Consider the following 15,348-nt stretch of genomic DNA (forward strand, 5'->3'; position numbering starts at 1 on the left):
TTGCCTCATGCCGGATCTCCCTCAAGGCCGAGGAGCGCGGCGTAGGCGCGTCGCAGGTGCTTCTCGACCGTGCTCAAGCCCATACGCAGGTCCTCGGCGATGCGGCGTTGGGTGTGGCCGTCGATTCGATGACGGCGGAAGATCATGGCGGCGGGGTCGCCCAGGGCTTCAAGCCGAACCTCAACGGCCGCCAGGGTTTCGCGTGCGATCAGGGCGCGTTCGGCCTCGGCGCTGGTCGCGGGGTCGACTGCGCTCCCGGCGTCCCTGATCCATGCGGCCTCGCGGGCGGATGTCCTAAGACGCCCGCGACGGCGGTCCAGAACGCCGGTGTAGACCATGCGAAACAGATAGGCGCGGGGATTGGCGATCGGGCCGCGCGAGCCCTGCACTCGGATCCAGACGTCTTGGAGAACGTCCTCCGCATCGTCCGCCGCGCCCATGGCGCGGGCGCGCCGCTCGAGCTCTGGCCGCAGGGCGTGAAACACCGCCTCTAGACCGGCGGCCTGTGTCGAAGACGGAGGGCTCATCGGCGCCCTATACACCCGCTCGCGACGATCCCGGCAACCGATGAGATCAGTGGTTGCGGCGAAAACGGTCGTCGATGATCGGACGTGCGGCCGTCCCGCTTACTTTCAAATTCAGCAAATTTGTCGCGGGCCGTGCGTCCGCAGCCTAAACGCCGCCTAGTTCTCAAGTCGGATCGTTCGCCGTGCGCACTGCAATCCTGATGCCTTCCGGATGCCGCTTTTCCGCGTCCCAGCCCAACTCCATGGAAACGGTGGTTCGAACCCTGGTTGAGGCTAGCCCCGGCCAGGATATCCGCATCTTTTGCTGCGAAGGCGCCGAAGATCATGGGCTGTCGAATATCGTCGTCCTACCGTCCGAGGGCGCTCGTCGTCGCACGGCATTGATCGAAGGCCTCCGAGCCTATCGACCCGATGTGATCGAACACCACCAGCAGGTCAAACAGGCCGTGTTCGTCTCGTCAATCCTGCCTGAGCCCGCCCATATCCTGTATCGCCACAACGCGTTGAAAACGCCTCGCCATATGCTGGACGACTGGCGGTACAACCGACGCTACGACTGGATGGACGGCTTCGTCTTCGTCAGCGACGCGGAAAAGGACGCCTTTGTCCGCGCCTACCCGCGTCAGGCGGAGCGGGCCTTCTCGGTGCCCAATCCCATCGACGTGGGGCCCTGGCTGGCGCCGCTCGAACGCCGGGAGCCGATCATCGCCTTCGCCGGGCGGGCCATGCCGGAAAAGGGCGTCGCCGCCATCTGCGCCGCCCTTCCTACGGTGCTGGACCGTCATCCGGAGTGGCGCGCCGTTCTGATGCTGAACGACTGGGGCCATCATCACCGCTGGGCGGGTCCGCATGTGGCGCCGCTGACGCGCTTCGGCGAGAGGGTCACAATCCTGCGCTCCGCTCCCATCGGTCAGGTTCAGACGGTCATGAAGTCCGCCGCCATCGCCCTGACGCCCTCGATCTGGGACGAACCCTTCGGCCTCACCGCCGTGGAAGCCCACGCGGCGGGCGCCGCCCTGATCTCATCGGGTCGTGGGGGACTGCGCGAAGCCAGCGGCCCTCATGCCCTCTATTTGCGAGCCGTGGCTCCCGACCTGCTGATTGAGGCGATGGAGCGCCTGATTCTTGATCCGGGCGAGAGGTTCAGGCTCGCGCGCGGCGGACAGCGCTATGTGTCCGAGGTTCACCAGCCGGGGCGCAGAGCGGCTCAACTGCACATGGTCCGCAGAATTGTTCTGGCCGAATGCCAGGCTACCGCCCCCGTCGCACCGCCAAGCCCTCTCCCTGATAGGGCCGAGACGGCTTCTTCTTGTTGAGGCTGAAGCGCTCGCGCTCCAGACTGATGCATAGGCGCCGATAGCCAAAGCGACGGCGCTCTCCGACTAAGCTCCGCAGCCGCCCCTCGGGACGAGCCCGAGGATGACGGCATCAGGAAGTCGGGAGCATGCCCCTACTTCAGCGAACCGCTGTTCAGGTTCAGGTCCCCGGCCTCGATGACCTCCAGGTTCGGGTGTTTGGCGCGCAGGGCGTCGAGGAACAGCGCGCCGTCGCCCACGATCACCAGGCTGGCGCGATTGACCGGCAGGTGTTCGGCGAAAGCGGCCTGGACCTGTTCCGGCGTCACGGCGCGGATGCGGCCGGCGTAGTCGGCCAGATCGCTCATCGGCAGGTCGTAGAGGGCCAGGTTGGCGACCAGGGAGCCCAGGCCGTCGACCGTCTCCAGCGAGCGGCCGAAGCCGCCGATCAGGGTGGCGCGGCGCGGGGCCAGGTCCGCCTGGGTCGGGGTCTCGGCGCCCAGTTTGGCGATCTCGGCCAGGATCAGGTCGGCGACCTCGTCGGCGGTCTCGTTCTTGGTCTGGGTTGAGGCGGTGAAGACCCCGGCGTCGGCGCGGACGCCCAGCGAGGATCCGGCGCCGTAGGACAGGCCGCGCTTGATGCGGATCTCCTGGTTCAGCCGCGACGAGAAGCCGCCGCCCAGCAGGGTGTTGCCCACTGTCAGCGGGAAATAGTCGGCGTCGGTGCGCGACACGCCGCGGATAGCGGCGACGACGGCGGCCTGGCCGGCGCCGGGCTGGTTCACCACGACGATGCGCGGGGCCAAGGCCTGGCCGGCGGGATTGGCGGTGGCCGCGGGGGCGGCGCCGGCCGGACGCCAGTCGCCGAACGCCTGTTGCGCCAGGGCGCGGGCGGCGGCGGGGGTGATGTCGCCCGAGAAGACCAGGGTGGCGTCCGACGGACGGTAGCGGGCGGCGTGGAAGGCCGCGACGTCGGCCGGGGTGATGGCCGGCACCGTCTGCTGTGTCAGCGTCGCGCCATAGGGGGCGTCGCCATAGACGACCCGGCCCACGGTCATGCTGGCGATCGAGCCCGGCTGGCTGAGGGCGACGCGCAGGCCGTCCAGGGCCTGGGCCTGCTGACGCTCAAGCTCCTCGGCGGCGAAGGTCGGGTTCTTCACCAGATCGGCCATCAGGGCGACCGTCGCCGGGAAGGCGTTGGCCGGGGCGTTGGCGTAGACATTGGTGAAGTCCACGCCGGCGCCGGCGCCGATGGAGGCGCCCAGTTGTTCGATCTGGGTGGCGATCTCGGGCGCCGTCCTGGTCTTGGTGCCCTGGGTCAGCAGGGCGGCGGTCATGGACGCGATCCCGGCCTTGCCTGCCGGATCGTCGGCCGAACCGGCGTCGAAGCTAAGGCGGGCCGAGACCAGCGGCACTCCGTCGGTCGGGGCGACCAGGACGCGCAGGCCGTTGTCCAGACGGAAGTCGGCGACGCTGGGCGTAGCGGGGGCCACTTCGGCCGACGGTTGCGGCAGGGGCGTGCGCTCGGCCTCCGGCAGCAGGACGGCGGGGGTTCCGGCCGGCGCCAGGTCGGCGACCTTGACGGGGGCGTCCACGTTCATCTTCTGGACCGAAGGCGGGGTCTGGGCGTCGCTGGCCAGGTAGCGGATCGTCGATTGACGCTGAGGCGTCAGATATTTGCGGGCCACGCGCTGGATGTCGGCGACGGTGACGGCCTGGATCTGGGCGATCTCGCGGTCGGCGGCGGCGGCGTCGCCGGTGTTGATCAGGGCGAAGCCCAGGGCGGTGGCGCGGTCGTCGACCGTCTCGCGGCTGCGCAGGGCGTCGGCGACGATCTCGTTCTTGGCCTCGGTCAGTTCGGCGGCGGTGACGGGGGCGTCGCGCAGCTTGGCGATCTCGGCGTTCAGTGCGGCGATCCCCTCTTCGGCCGTATGACCCTGGGCCATGATGGCCAGGGCGGTCAGATTGCCCGCCTGCTGGGCGAAGTCGGGGCTGGAGCCGATCTGGGCGGCGATCTGCTGATCATAGACCAGCGACCGGTACAGGCGGCTGCTCTCGCCGGTCGACAGTATGCCGTCCAGCACGGTCAGGGCGGCGCGGTCGGCGTCGGCGTATTTGACCGTCGGCCAACCGATCACCACCGCGGGCAGGGGCACGTTCGGCGCGTGATAGGTGGCGTCGCGCGGGCCGGTCGGCTCGGGCTCGACGACATTATTGGCCGGCAGGGGTGTGGTCGGGTTCTTCAGGGGCGTGAAATACTGGTCGATCCAGCGGTCCAGCTGGGCCTGGTCGAAATTGCCCGCCACGATCAGATAGGCGTTGTCGGGCCGGTAGTAGGTGGCGTGGAAACGCAGGACGTCGTCCAGGGACGAGGCCTCAAGCTCCTCGATCGAGCCGATGCCGGCGCGGCGATAGGGGCTCTCCTGATACAGGGTCTCGGGCACGAACAGGCCGAACAGCCGGCCATAGGGATTGGCCAGGATGCGCTGGCGGTATTCTTCCTTCACCACGTCGCGCTCGGCGACGAAGGTCGGCTCGTCGACGACCAGCGACCCCATCCGCTCGGCCTCGGCGAACAGCATCCGCTGCAGGTGGTTGGCGGGCACGGTCTCGAAATAGGCGGTGGTGTCGTCGGCGGTGAAGGCGTTGTTCGACCCGCCCACATCCTCGGTCAGACGGTCGAAGGTCTCGGGCGGCAGGTTCCTGGTCGCCTTGAACATCAGGTGTTCGAACAGGTGGGCGAAGCCGGAACGGCCTGCCGGATCGTCCTTGGACCCGACCTTGTACCAGACCTGGACCGTCACGTTCGAAGTGTCGGCGTCGCGGGCCGTATAGACCTCAAGCCCGTTCGGCAGGACGCGCCGGGCGAAGCCCAGCGGCGGCACGACGACGCCCTGAGGCGCCTGGGCGACGACGGGCGCGGGGGCCAGGGCGGCGAAGGCTGGCGCGGCGACGGCGGGCGCGGCGAGGCCCAGCAGCAGAGCCGAAGCGGCGACGGTGGCGGTCAGGCGGATTTTCATCGGGGGTCTCCAGACCCGGAACGCCGGGGCGGAGGCGAGCGTACCAGCGTCCGCCCGCCGTGCACCTTACAGAGCTGTAATCTTTAGCGCCCGAACACCTCGACGCCGATCTGGCCGTCCGGCGTGAGCCAGGCGCGTTTCATGCCCTGGCTGTTGAAGGGGCTGGCGATGTTTCCGGCGGCGTCCAGGGCGATCATTCCGCCGTCGCCGCCCATCCCACCGATCTCGTCGATCAGGGCCTGGGTGGCGGCGGCCAGGGTCTGGCCCGCCGCGACGCGCCAGGCGACCTGGGCGGCGGCGGCGACGCGGATGAAATATTCGCCCTGGCCGGTGCAGGAGGTGGCGGCGTGGCCGTCGGCCCAGGTTCCGGCGGCGGGGATGGGGGTGTCGCCGACGCGGCCCGGCATCTTGCCGAAGACCCCGGCGGTCGAGGTGGCGGCGGCGAGGCGGCCATGGCTGTCCAGGACGCAGACCCCGACGGTGCCGTGGCTGAGGGTTCCGGGCGGATGATTGTCCTCGCCCTGGCCGGCACCCGTGTACCAGGCGGCCTCGTCGGCGATGGGCTCTAGCCCCTGATCGTGGGCGAACAGGGCGGCGCCCTCGCCCACCAGCATGACGTGGGGGGTTCGGTCCATCACCGCACGGGCGGCGACGACGGGGTTGCGGAAGCCCTGGAGGGCGGCGACGGCGCCGGCCCGGCGGGTGGCGCCGTCCATCAGGCTGGCGTCCAGCTCATAGGCGCCGGCCAGATTGGGCGAGGCGCCCTTGCCGGCGACGTAGAGGCCGGAATCCTCAAGCAGGGTCACCGCCGCCACGGCCACGTCCAGGGCGCTGTCGCCTGCATCCAGCCGGGCCTTCATGGCCTCGACCACCTGGCGCATGTGCACGACCTCGGCGTCATAGTTGCGTTCGCGCCGGGCGCCGGCGCCGCCGTGGAGGATGAGGGCGGTCATGTCGTCTTCCTGAGCCTGTTGTTTCGCCTCTTTCAAACGGGCGTGGCGCTCTTTAGCGTCGTCGAGAAGGCCGCGCCATGTCGGTCGAACACAAACGGGCCTCCAGTCGCGCGAAGCGCGATAGGCCCACAGGAGGAATAATGCGCGCAGTCCTGTCCAAGGCCGCCGGTGGTCCCGAAACTCTCGTGGTTGAGGACGTGCTCGATCCTACGCCCAAGGCGGGCGAGGTGGTGATCGAGGTTAAGGCCGTGGGGATCAACTATCCCGACACCCTGATCATTGAGGACAAATATCAGTTCCGCCCCGAACGGCCCTTCTCGCCCGGTGCGGAAGTCGCCGGGGTGGTCGAGGCTGTGGGCGAGGACGTCAAGGGCGTGCGCAAGGGCGACCGGGTCATCGCCGTGCCCGGCTGGGGCGGACTGGTCGAACGGCTGGCGGTCAAGGCCGAGACGGTCATTCCCATTCCCGAGGCCATGAGCTTCGAGGAGGCGGCGGCCCTGATCATGACCTATGGCACCAGCTATTATGCGCTGAAGGACCGGGCGCAGCTGAAGGCCGGCGAGACGCTTCTGGTGCTGGGCGCCGCCGGGGGCGTGGGCGCCGCCGCCGTCGAACTGGGCAAGGCCATGGGGGCGCGGGTCGTGGCGGCCGCCTCGACCAATGACAAGGTCCAGTTCGCCCTGGACCTGGGGGCCGACAACGGCCTGATCTATCCGACCGGGCCCATGGACAAGGCGGGGCAGAAGGAGCTGTCGGGCGAGTTCAAACTGGCGACGGGGCGGGACGGGGCCGACGTGGTCTATGACGCGGTGGGCGGCGACTATGCCGATCCGGCGCTGAGGGCCATGGACTGGAACGGGCGGTATCTGGTGGTCGGTTTCCCGGCGGGGATTCCGTCCCTGCCGCTGAACCTGACCCTGCTGAAGTCGGTGTCGGTGATCGGGGTCTTCTGGGGCGCGGCCGTGGCGCGAGATCCCAAGGGCCACGCCGCCAACATGGCCGAGCTGATGCAGATGTACGCCGACGGCAAGATCAAGCCGCGCGTGTCGCAGACCTTCTCGCTGGAGAAGGCCGGGGCGGCGATCAAGGCGCTGGGCGATCGTCAGGCCTTGGGCAAGATCGTGGTGACGGTGGGGGACTAGGTTTCCTTCTCCCCTGGCGGGAGAAGGTGGCCCGTAGGGCCGGATGAGGGGTTTGTGCGAGCCGGCAAGGTCTGCGCGACCCCTCGCCCGACCGCGCCAGGACGACGGCTGCGCCGCCGTGCGCGGTCTCCCTCTCCCGCAGGGGGAGAGGGAGGTTTCCTACTTCCCCTTCAGCCGCTGGACCGCGTCCTCGGCCTGGTCGCGGTGGCGGCGCTTGATGTTGGCGCCCAGGGTGGCGATCAGGGCGGCGATGACGGCGGCGTCGTCGGTGTAGCCGATGCCGGCGAACAGGTCGGGGATCGCGTCGATCGGCATGATGAAATAGGCCAGGCCGGCGAAGATCATGCCCTTGGCCGGCAGGGGCGTGGCCGGGTCGCGGGCGGCGTACCAGGCGGCCAGGGCCTGATCCGCGAAGGGGATTCGGGCGGCCGTGCGTTGCAGCTTGGGCCAGAAGCCCTTGGCCACACGCACCTCGTTGACCTTGACCACGGACGGGACCAGGGCCTTGCGTGGGTCCAGGGCGTCGGATGGATCGGCGGGTTTGGCTTTGGCGGTCATGGCCGCTAAATCCTCAAACGAAACTCAGGTTCATTACAACATAGGAACGACCGGGATGAAACTCGACAACAGTATCGCAGCGGTGGTCACGGGCGGGGCGTCCGGCCTGGGCGAAGGCACGGCGCGCGCCATCGCCGCCACCGGGGCCAGGGTCGCCCTGTTCGATCTGAACGAAGAGCGGGGCGAGGAGATCGCCAAGGAAATCGGCGGCGTCTTCTGCAAGGTCGATGTCACCGACGACGCCTCGGTCGCCGCCGCCTTCGAAAAGGCCCGCGCCGCCCACGGCCAGGAACGTCTGACCGTCAATTGCGCCGGCATCGCCACCGGCATGAAGACCGTCTCGCGCAAGAAGGACACCGGCGAGATCAAGGCTCATGACATGGCCCAGTTCGAACGCACGGTGCGGGTCAATCTGTTCGGCACCTTCCGCGTCCTGTCGCAGTCGGCGGCCGGAATGGTGACCCTGGAGCCGATGGCGGACGGCGAGCGCGGCCTGATCGTCAATACGGCGTCGGTGGCGGCCCAGGACGGTCAGATCGGCCAGGCGGCCTATTCGGCGTCCAAGGGCGGGGTCTACGCCATGACCCTGCCGATCGCACGGGACTTGGCGCAGGAAGGGGTGCGCTGCAACACCATTCTGCCCGGTATCATGTGGACGCCGATGATGGCCGGCATGGACCAGAAGATCCAGGACGCCCTGGCCGCCGCCATCCCCTTCCCCAGCCGTCTGGGCACGCCCGCCGACTATGCGTCGCTGGTGCTGGAGCTGGCGCGCAACGTCTATATCAACGGCGAGTGCATCCGGCTGGATGGGGCTATACGCTTGGCGCCGCGCTGAAGCGCGGAAGGGCGCTACGCTCGCGACGCGTTCCCGCCTTCGCGGGAATGACGAAGCTCGCTGCTTGAGCGCGAAGGCGCTCAGGCGGCGAGCGTACAGGCGTTCCGGTAGGGGCAGTTTGCGCATGAATTCGGCTCAAGTAGCGCGAAGCGCGATAGCCGCAAAAAAGAGCTTGCAGGACCGATCAACCCTCCGCTATACGCCCCCTCCTCGACGGGGAGCGCACCTAGCTCCTACGGAGTGCGGGCGTAGCTCAGTGGTAGAGCACAACCTTGCCAAGGTTGGGGTCGAGAGTTCGAATCTCTTCGCCCGCTCCAAGTCGAGACTGACAAAATCAGGGGCCTGTCGTTCTCGGCAGGCCCCGATTTTTTTGCCCTAGATCAGGCCCGCTGCGAGGGTCAGTAGGCCCAGTCCGAGAGACAGGGGCGCGCGAAGAGCCAGCCATCCCTGGGGCGCCAGACCTGCGGCCTTGAGACGGAGATCGACGCTCAGGCTGGCGGCGATGAAGACGCCCAGAATCATAAGGGATGGGCCGGGCCACGTCTGGCCTGTCGCCCAGGGCCAGGCCGTCGCCAGGGCCAGCAGGGACGGAACCACGGCCGCGATCCAGACCCAGCGCGGCGCTCCGCCTTGCGCCGTCGCGGCCAGCCCCCACCAGACCCCGCCCAGGAAGCTGAAGATCAGGGCGGCGTAGGCATAGGCGAGGCTGAGGGCGGCGAACCGGACCTCCGGTCCGCCGAAGATCAGCACCGCGACCGCCGCCGCCTGGGGCAGCAGTCCGGCGAAACCCAGGCCGCGGGCGAGGGGCGGCAGCGCGGGGCGGTCGGTCATTTCGGCTCCATCGGGCATTGATCCGGGCGGCGTCTGATCCGGATTATAGAAATGTCCGTATAGGATTGCGACCGCGCGCCGGCCCGGAGCCCGTCGTCGATGACAGGAGCCGTCCCTTGCCGCCAGCGTCGTCCTCAACCCAAACCAAGACACCGCTGCTCGTCTGGTACGACGGCGGCTGCCCCCTGTGCCGCCGCGAGATTGCGCTGATGCGTCGGCTGGATCGCCGAGGCGCGATCCAGTTCGTCGATGTGGCCTCGGGCGATGACGCGCCCTGTCCCCTGGACCGCGACGCCCTGCTGGCCCGGTTCCACGCCAGCGAGAATGGACGGCTGCTGTCGGGGGGCGCGGCGTTTGCGGCCATGTGGCGGGCCATTCCCCTGCTGCGACCGCTCGGGCTGGCGGCGCGCGCTCCCATGGTGCTGGCGGGGCTGGAAGCCGCCTATCGGGTGTTTCTGAAGGTGCGACCCCGGCTTCAGGCCCTGGCCCGCAAGGCGGGGTGAGCCATGGCCGTGCTGCGGCTGGTGCTGGGCGACCAACTGTCCGACGGCCTGTCGGCGCTGGAGGGGCTTGAGCCCGGGATCGACATGGTCCTGATGGCCGAGGTGCGCGACGAGGCGACCTATGTCCGCCATCACAAGCAGAAGATCGCCCTGACCTTCGCGGCCATGCGCGGCCATGCAGAGCGGCTGGCGGCGCGGGGCGTGCGGGTGCGCTATGTGCGGATCGACGATCCTGAGAACAGCGGGTCGATCACCGGGGAACTGAATCGTGCGCTGGAGGGCGGCGGTTACGACCGGGTGGTGATGACCGAATGCGGCGAGTGGCGGCTGGCCCAGCATCTGGCGGCCTTCGCGGAAGGAGCGAGGCTGCCGGTCGAGATCCGTGAGGACCGCCGCTTCCTCTGTTCGCACGACCGGTTCCGGCGCTGGGCCTCGGGCAAGTCGCAGCTGCGGATGGAGTTCTTCTATCGCGAGATGCGGCGCGAGACGGGCCTGCTGATGGACGGCGCCCAGCCCGAGGGCGGGCGCTGGAACTATGACGCCGAGAACCGCAAGAAACTGCCGCGCGGCCTGACGCCGCCGTCGCGGATGCGCACACCGCCGAACGCGACGACCCGTGCGGCCATGGCGGATGTCGAGCGGCTGTTCGGGGACCATTTCGGGTCGCTGGAGGGGTTCGGCTGGCCGACGACGGCGGCGGAGGCCGAGGCGGTTCTGGCGCATTTCCTGGAGGCGATCCTGCCGTCTTTCGGCGACTGGCAGGACGCCATGGCGGAGGGTCAGCCGTGGATGTGGCACGGGCTGATCTCGACCTCGCTCAATCTGGGCCTGCTCGATCCGCTGGACGTCTGCCGCCGGGCCGAGGCGGTCTATCGCGCCGGGCGGGCGCCGCTGAACGCCGTCGAGGGCTTCATCCGCCAGATCCTGGGCTGGCGGGAGTTCGTGCGCGGGATCTACTGGCTGAAGGCGCCGGAGTATCGGCTCAGGAACTTCCTGGACGCGGACAGGAAACTGCCCTGGTTCTACTGGTCTGGCGAGACGGACATGGCCTGCGTCGCCGATGCGGTGAAGACTACGCGGGACAACGCCTACGCCCACCATATCCAGCGGCTGATGGTGACGGGAAACCTGGCCCTGTTGCTGGGCGTGCATCCCGACGCCGTGGACGACTGGTACATGGCCGTCTACGCCGACGCCTACGAATGGGTGGAGATGCCCAATACGCGTGGCATGGCCCTGTTCGCCGACGGCGGCATCGTGGGGTCCAAACCCTATGCGGCGTCCGGGGCCTATATCGACCGGATGAGCGATTACTGCGGCGGCTGCCGCTATGACGTGAAGAGCAAGAGCGGCGACGCGGCCTGCCCCTTCAACCGGCTGTACTGGGGCTTTCTGGAGCGCAATCGGGGCCGGCTGAGGGAGAATGTGCGGCTGGCCATGCCCTATCGGACCCTGGACGGGTTCGGCGAGGCGAAACGGGTCGCGCTGGCCGCCGAGGCGGAGGCGTGCCGGACCCTGCTGGGGGCGAACCCGATCAAATAGGGGGAACCTCGACGCGGCGGACGGTATTTGCTTGGATGTTCCGTCAACCGCGCCAGAGGCCGCCCATGATCGCCATTCGCCGTCCCGCCGCCATCCTGGCCGCCGCCGTTGCGGCCTCGGCCCTGTCCGCCTGCGCCTATAACGAGGCGCTGGGGCGCAATCAGCTGCTGCTGGTGGACAACGCCGCCCTGTCGCAGCAATCGACCGCCGCCTGGCGCGAGGCCATCGCCAAGCCGGGCGTCCAGACCTCCGGCGCCCAGGTTGATCGGATACGGCGTGTCGGCGGGCGGCTGGTGCAGGCGGCGGGCCTGGGCGGCCGGACCTGGGACTACGCCGTCTTCAGCGAGAAGAGCCCCAACGCCTTCGTCCTCCCGTCCGGCCAGATCGGCGTGACCGACAGCCTGCTGGCCCTGGTCCAGAACGACGACCAGCTGGCCAGCGTCATCGGTCATGAGATCGGCCATGTCGTCGCCAACCACGCCGCCGAGCGCGCCTCGAGCCGGGCGGCCGCCACCATCGGTCTGGGAGCGGCGCAAGGGGCTGCTGGGCGTTATGGCGAGGCGGCCAACGCTTACGGCGGTCTGGCGGCTCAATACCTTATTCTGCTGCCCTATTCGCGGCGGGACGAGCTGGAGGCCGACCGGCTGGGCGTGGACTATATGGCGGCGGCGGGGTTCAGGCCCTCACAAGCCGTCGCCCTGTGGCGGCTGATGGCGGCACAACGTCAGGCCAGTATTCCGCAGTTCGCCTCGACCCACCCGTCGGATGCGACGCGGATCGATCTGCTGCAGCAATATATCGCCAGCAAGGGCTGGAACTGATCAGACCTTGATGTCGAGATAGGTGCCCGGACGCATGATCCGGGGCGTTTCCCCGTCGGTTGCGGGCGGCGGCGCTACGGGGCGCGTCGGGGCGGCGACAGGCGCCTGGGCCTGGATCGGGGTGGTTTGAACCTGGGCGGTCTGGACCTGGTTCAGGGCGGCGCGGAAGAAGGCGGCCTGGGCGTTTCGCGCAGACGGAGCCTCGCCCACGGGCGTGGGCAGGGACTGCGGCAAACCGGGGCGAATCGCGCTCATGCGCAATCGTTAACGCATCCGGAGCGATCAATCGTTAACAAGGCCTCTCGAAAGAGAGTTAACGCGCTTTTTCGTTCGGCAGGGGTCTCGGCGGAGCCTGCATCGAGGCCACAAGACGGTCGATGTCGGCGTCGTTGAGCAGGGGGCCGGACTGTTTGGCGGTGATCCGGCCCATGGCGTCGACGGCGAAGGTCTCGGGCACGCCGGAGATGCCCAGGTCCAGGCCGGCCCGACCCTCGCGGTCCACCAGAACCATGGAATAGGGGTCGCCCAACTCGTCCAGGAAGGCGCGGGTGGCGAACGGCTCGTCCTTGTAGGCCACGCCGACGACGGCGATTCCGCGCGCCTTCAGCGCCAGCAGCTTGGGGTGTTCGATCCGGCAGGGGGCGCACCAGGAGGCGAAGACATTGACCAGCATGGGCCGGCCCACGCCCGCCGTCTTCAGGTCCAGATTGCCCGGACCGGCGGCGTCGCCGGTCAGCATGGGCAGGACGGTCTCCGGGATCGGCTGGCCGACCATGGCGTCGGGCTTGAAGGCGGGATCGCGTTTCAGCGACCAGCCGATGAACAGGGCGGCGAGGGCGCTGAGCACCACCAGGGGCAGGAGGGCCAGCCAGCGGTTCACTTTTGGGGTCCTACCGCGCTTCGCGCTACTTCAGGGCGATTGGAGTCTGCGGCGTCCGATGTGGGGTCCGTCTCCAACCGCGCCAGTTCGCGCTTCCATTTGCGGGAGGCGATGACGGCGCGGGCGACCAAGGCGGCCAGGACCAGGGCGCTGACGCCCCAGGCGGGCCAGACGAAGGCGGCATAGGGGGTCATGTCGAGGTCGAGCATCCTAGGCCTCCAGGGCTTGGCGGGCGCGTAGTGTCAGCACGCGGCGGCGGCGGACCTCGGTGCGGATCGCCGTCAGCCACAGGGCCGCGAACAGAACCCCATAGGCCGCCAACATGGTCAGGAAGGGTGGCAAATAGACCGGGTCCAGGCCTGAGGACCCAGGGGTCAGGAAGCTGGCCGGCTGGTGCAGGGTGTTCCACCAGTCGACCGAGAATTTGACGATGGGCAGGTTGATCAGGCCGACCAGACCCAGGACGGCGGCGGCGCGCGCCCCCTTCTGTTCGTCGTCGATCGAGGCCCGCAGCGCCATATAGCCGAGGTAGAAGAGGAACAGCACCAGGACGCTGGTCAGGCGCGCGTCCCACACCCACCAGGTTCCCCACATGGGCTGGCCCCACAGCGAGCCGGTGAACAGGGCCAGGGCCGTGAATGCGGCGCCGGGCAGGGCGGCGGCGCGGGCGGCGGCGTCGGCCAGGGCGTGGCGGAACACCAGGGCGAAGAAGCTGGAGACCCCCAGGGCCGAATAGGCGCCCAGTCCCCAGACGGCGGCGGGCACATGGACGAACATGATCCGCACCGTGTCGCCCTGCTGATAATCGACGGGAACGGAGAAGCTGAGCCAGATCCCGACCGCCAGCAGCACGGCCGCGACCGCCCAGAGGACGGGGGTCAGAGGGCCGGTGAAGGCCATGAAGCGCTGCGGGTTGGACAGGCCGAACATGGTTTCAGCGATTACGCGGCGTCGGGACGGCGGGCAAGCGGCGGATCGCGGCGGTCATCCCTGGGCGTTCCTGACCGCCGCCGCCCCGGCGAAGGCGGCGATGACGCTGGCGAACAGGACGTAGGCGCACAGGAAGGCCAGGGCCGGCGCGGGCGACTGGCCGGATGCCGCGCGTTCCAGCGCCCCGGCGCCGAAGACCACGGGCGGAATGAACAGGGGCAGGACCACGACGGCGATCAGCAGGCCGCCCCGCTTCGCGCCCAGAGCCAGGGCGGCGCCCAGGGTTCCGGTAAAGGCGAAGCCCGCCCCGCCGATCAGGGCCGAAAGGGCGGTGAGCGGGATCAGGGCCGGCGGCAGGCCTAGGGCCAGGGCCGCGACCGGCGCGGTCAGGGCCAGGGGCAGGCCGACCGCGATCCACTGGGCCAGGGCCTTGATCAGGACGACCGATTCCAGCGGCAGATGGCCGAGCGCCAACAGGTCCAGCGCCCCATCCTCCAGATCCCGCTCGAACAGCCGCTCCAGCGACAGCAGCGAGGCCAGGGCCAGGGCCAGCCAGGCGATCCCGCCCGCCACCGGCGACAGGGTGCGCGGATCGCCGCCCACGGCCAGCGGCAGGACAGCGGTCAGACAGCCGAAGAAGCCGCAGGCCAGCAAGGGCCCGCCCCCGCCGCTCCAGGCCAGGTCCAGCTCCCGCTCCAACAGCACGCGCGTCGCGCCGCGCAGGCCGGGCGGGCGGGGTTCGGCGTCGACAGGACGGCTCACGTCAGGCCTCCCAGGTCCAGGGTGCGGGCCGGGAGGGGCAGGGGGTCGTGGACGGCGGCGAGGATCAGGCCGTCGGCGTCGAGATGGCGGCGCATCTGGTCGGCGAAGACGGCGCGCCAGCGGGCGTCCAGCGGGGCCATCGGCTCGTCCAGCAGCCACAGGGCGCGCGGCGATCCGACCAGCCGGCCCATGGCCAGGCGGCGGCGTTGACCGGCGGACAGGCGGCGGACTTCAAGGTCCAGCAGGGGAGCGAGGCCGAAAGCCTGGACCGCATCGTCCATGCCGCATTGGACATGACCCAGCCAATCGCACTGGAAGCCCAGTTCCTCGCGCGCCGTTCGGCTGGTCTTCAGTCCGTCCTGGTGACCGAGGAAATGGGTTTCGCGGCCGCGCGCCAGCCGTTCATCCAGCGGATTGCCGTCGCCGTCGTGGAAGGCGACCTCGCCGGCGTCGGGGCGTAGCAGGCCGGCGATGGTCCGCAGCAGACTGGTCTTGCCTGCGCCATTGGCGCCCGTCAGCACCACGGCCTCTCCGGCCTTCAGGTTCAGATCGAGGCCCTGGAACAGACGACGTTCGCCGCGGGAGACGGTCAGGTCGGAGATCGTGAGGGTGTGGATCATGACGACCTCCCCCTCCCCTTCATGGGGAGGGACGGCGAGGCGTCAGCCGAGACCGGGTGGGGGCGTGTCCGCCTGCGCGATCCTGACGGCCCCACCCTGATCGCTGCGCGATCGTCCCTCCCCATG

At 69.3% G+C, this 15,348-nt stretch carries 17 protein-coding genes, 1 tRNA gene and 1 pseudogene; 7 read left to right on the plus strand and 12 right to left on the minus strand.

Annotated features, from left to right (window positions below; translation table 11 throughout):
• Positions 1-5 precede the first annotated feature (5 nt).
• Positions 6-527, minus strand: coding sequence for an RNA polymerase sigma factor (locus ACW17X_RS13350; RefSeq protein ID WP_492088786.1), 522 nt, complete (start codon positions 525-527; stop codon positions 6-8).
• Positions 528-709: 182 nt separating this feature from the next.
• On the opposite strand from ACW17X_RS13350, the gene ACW17X_RS13355 reads away from it, so the two are divergent.
• Positions 710-1,843, plus strand: a complete 1,134-nt coding sequence (locus tag ACW17X_RS13355; RefSeq protein ID WP_492098085.1) for a glycosyltransferase family 4 protein — start codon at positions 710-712, stop codon at positions 1,841-1,843.
• Here the strand turns inward: ACW17X_RS13355 and ACW17X_RS13360 are convergent.
• The 3 genes and pseudogenes from ACW17X_RS13360 to ACW17X_RS13370 form a co-directional block, all read right to left on the minus strand.
• A pseudogene (locus ACW17X_RS13360) lies at positions 1,788-1,925 on the minus strand (IS3 family transposase); the annotation flags it as partial. The gene ACW17X_RS13355 and the pseudogene ACW17X_RS13360 sit on opposite strands and share 56 nt — an antisense overlap.
• Positions 1,926-1,977: 52 nt before the next feature.
• Entirely contained in the window at positions 1,978-4,842 is a 2,865-nt protein-coding gene (locus tag ACW17X_RS13365) for a M16 family metallopeptidase (protein ID WP_492098087.1), read from the minus strand.
• Between the two features lie 83 nt (positions 4,843-4,925).
• Entirely contained in the window at positions 4,926-5,795 is an 870-nt protein-coding gene (locus ACW17X_RS13370; RefSeq protein ID WP_492098089.1) for an isoaspartyl peptidase/L-asparaginase family protein, read from the minus strand.
• Between the two features lie 140 nt (positions 5,796-5,935).
• Between ACW17X_RS13370 and ACW17X_RS13375 the strand changes: the two genes are divergently transcribed.
• The gene (locus ACW17X_RS13375) at positions 5,936-6,937 is read left to right on the plus strand and encodes an NADPH:quinone oxidoreductase family protein (protein ID WP_492098091.1); all 1,002 of its coding nucleotides are present in this window, start codon (positions 5,936-5,938) and stop codon (positions 6,935-6,937) included.
• A gap of 159 nt (positions 6,938-7,096) precedes the next feature.
• Here ACW17X_RS13375 and ACW17X_RS13380 read toward each other — a convergent pair whose 3' ends face one another.
• A complete protein-coding gene (locus ACW17X_RS13380; RefSeq protein WP_492098093.1) occupies positions 7,097-7,495 on the minus strand; it encodes a YkvA family protein in 399 nt (132 codons plus the stop codon).
• 55 nt (positions 7,496-7,550) lie between these two features.
• Between ACW17X_RS13380 and ACW17X_RS13385 the strand changes: the two genes are divergently transcribed.
• Entirely contained in the window at positions 7,551-8,333 is a 783-nt protein-coding gene (locus ACW17X_RS13385; protein ID WP_492098095.1) for an SDR family NAD(P)-dependent oxidoreductase, read from the plus strand.
• Positions 8,334-8,575: 242 nt separating this feature from the next.
• A tRNA-Gly gene (locus ACW17X_RS13390) sits at positions 8,576-8,650 on the plus strand.
• Between the two features lie 58 nt (positions 8,651-8,708).
• On the opposite strand, the gene ACW17X_RS13395 is transcribed toward ACW17X_RS13390, so the two are convergent.
• On the minus strand, positions 8,709-9,164 hold the full coding sequence (locus ACW17X_RS13395) for a DUF3429 domain-containing protein (RefSeq protein WP_492098097.1): 456 nt from the start codon (positions 9,162-9,164) through the stop codon (positions 8,709-8,711).
• 116 nt (positions 9,165-9,280) lie between these two features.
• Between ACW17X_RS13395 and ACW17X_RS13400 the strand changes: the two genes are divergently transcribed.
• The 3 genes from ACW17X_RS13400 to ACW17X_RS13410 all read left to right on the plus strand — a co-directional run bounded on the left by ACW17X_RS13400 (position 9,281) and on the right by ACW17X_RS13410 (position 12,030).
• Complete coding sequence (locus ACW17X_RS13400) at positions 9,281-9,667, plus strand: thiol-disulfide oxidoreductase DCC family protein (protein WP_492098099.1); 387 nt, start codon at positions 9,281-9,283, stop codon at positions 9,665-9,667.
• 3 nt (positions 9,668-9,670) lie between these two features.
• Complete coding sequence (locus ACW17X_RS13405) at positions 9,671-11,209, plus strand: cryptochrome/photolyase family protein (RefSeq protein WP_492098100.1); 1,539 nt, start codon at positions 9,671-9,673, stop codon at positions 11,207-11,209.
• Positions 11,210-11,274: 65 nt separating this feature from the next.
• Positions 11,275-12,030 (plus strand): M48 family metallopeptidase, encoded by a 756-nt coding sequence (locus ACW17X_RS13410; RefSeq protein WP_492098102.1) that lies wholly within the window; start codon positions 11,275-11,277, stop codon positions 12,028-12,030.
• Here ACW17X_RS13410 and ACW17X_RS13415 read toward each other — a convergent pair whose 3' ends face one another.
• Genes ACW17X_RS13415 through ccmA form a run of 6 tightly spaced genes read right to left on the minus strand, consistent with a single transcriptional unit; the run spans position 12,031 to position 15,222 of the window.
• Positions 12,031-12,285, minus strand: coding sequence for a hypothetical protein (locus ACW17X_RS13415; protein WP_492098104.1), 255 nt, complete (start codon positions 12,283-12,285; stop codon positions 12,031-12,033).
• Positions 12,286-12,343: 58 nt separating this feature from the next.
• Positions 12,344-12,910: a DsbE family thiol:disulfide interchange protein gene (locus ACW17X_RS13420; protein WP_492098106.1), complete on the minus strand. Its 567-nt coding sequence runs from the start codon at positions 12,908-12,910 to the stop codon at positions 12,344-12,346.
• Positions 12,907-13,119 carry a heme exporter protein CcmD gene (gene ccmD / locus ACW17X_RS13425; protein ID WP_492098108.1) on the minus strand — a complete coding sequence of 71 codons (213 nt, stop codon included), beginning with the start codon at positions 13,117-13,119 and terminating at the stop codon, positions 12,907-12,909. Before ccmD ends, ACW17X_RS13420 begins: the two co-directional genes overlap by 4 nt.
• A 1-nt stretch (position 13,120) precedes the next feature.
• Positions 13,121-13,840 (minus strand): heme ABC transporter permease CcmC, encoded by a 720-nt coding sequence (ccmC, locus tag ACW17X_RS13430; protein ID WP_492098110.1) that lies wholly within the window; start codon positions 13,838-13,840, stop codon positions 13,121-13,123.
• A gap of 54 nt (positions 13,841-13,894) precedes the next feature.
• Positions 13,895-14,602 (minus strand): heme exporter protein CcmB, encoded by a 708-nt coding sequence (gene ccmB / locus ACW17X_RS13435; protein ID WP_492098111.1) that lies wholly within the window; start codon positions 14,600-14,602, stop codon positions 13,895-13,897.
• Positions 14,599-15,222, minus strand: a complete 624-nt coding sequence (gene ccmA, locus ACW17X_RS13440) for a heme ABC exporter ATP-binding protein CcmA (protein ID WP_492098113.1) — start codon at positions 15,220-15,222, stop codon at positions 14,599-14,601. Before ccmA ends, ccmB begins: the two co-directional genes overlap by 4 nt.
• Between the last annotated feature and the right edge of the window lie 126 nt (positions 15,223-15,348).

It is taken from the genome of Brevundimonas sp. FV1ye4L (assembly GCF_058681255.1).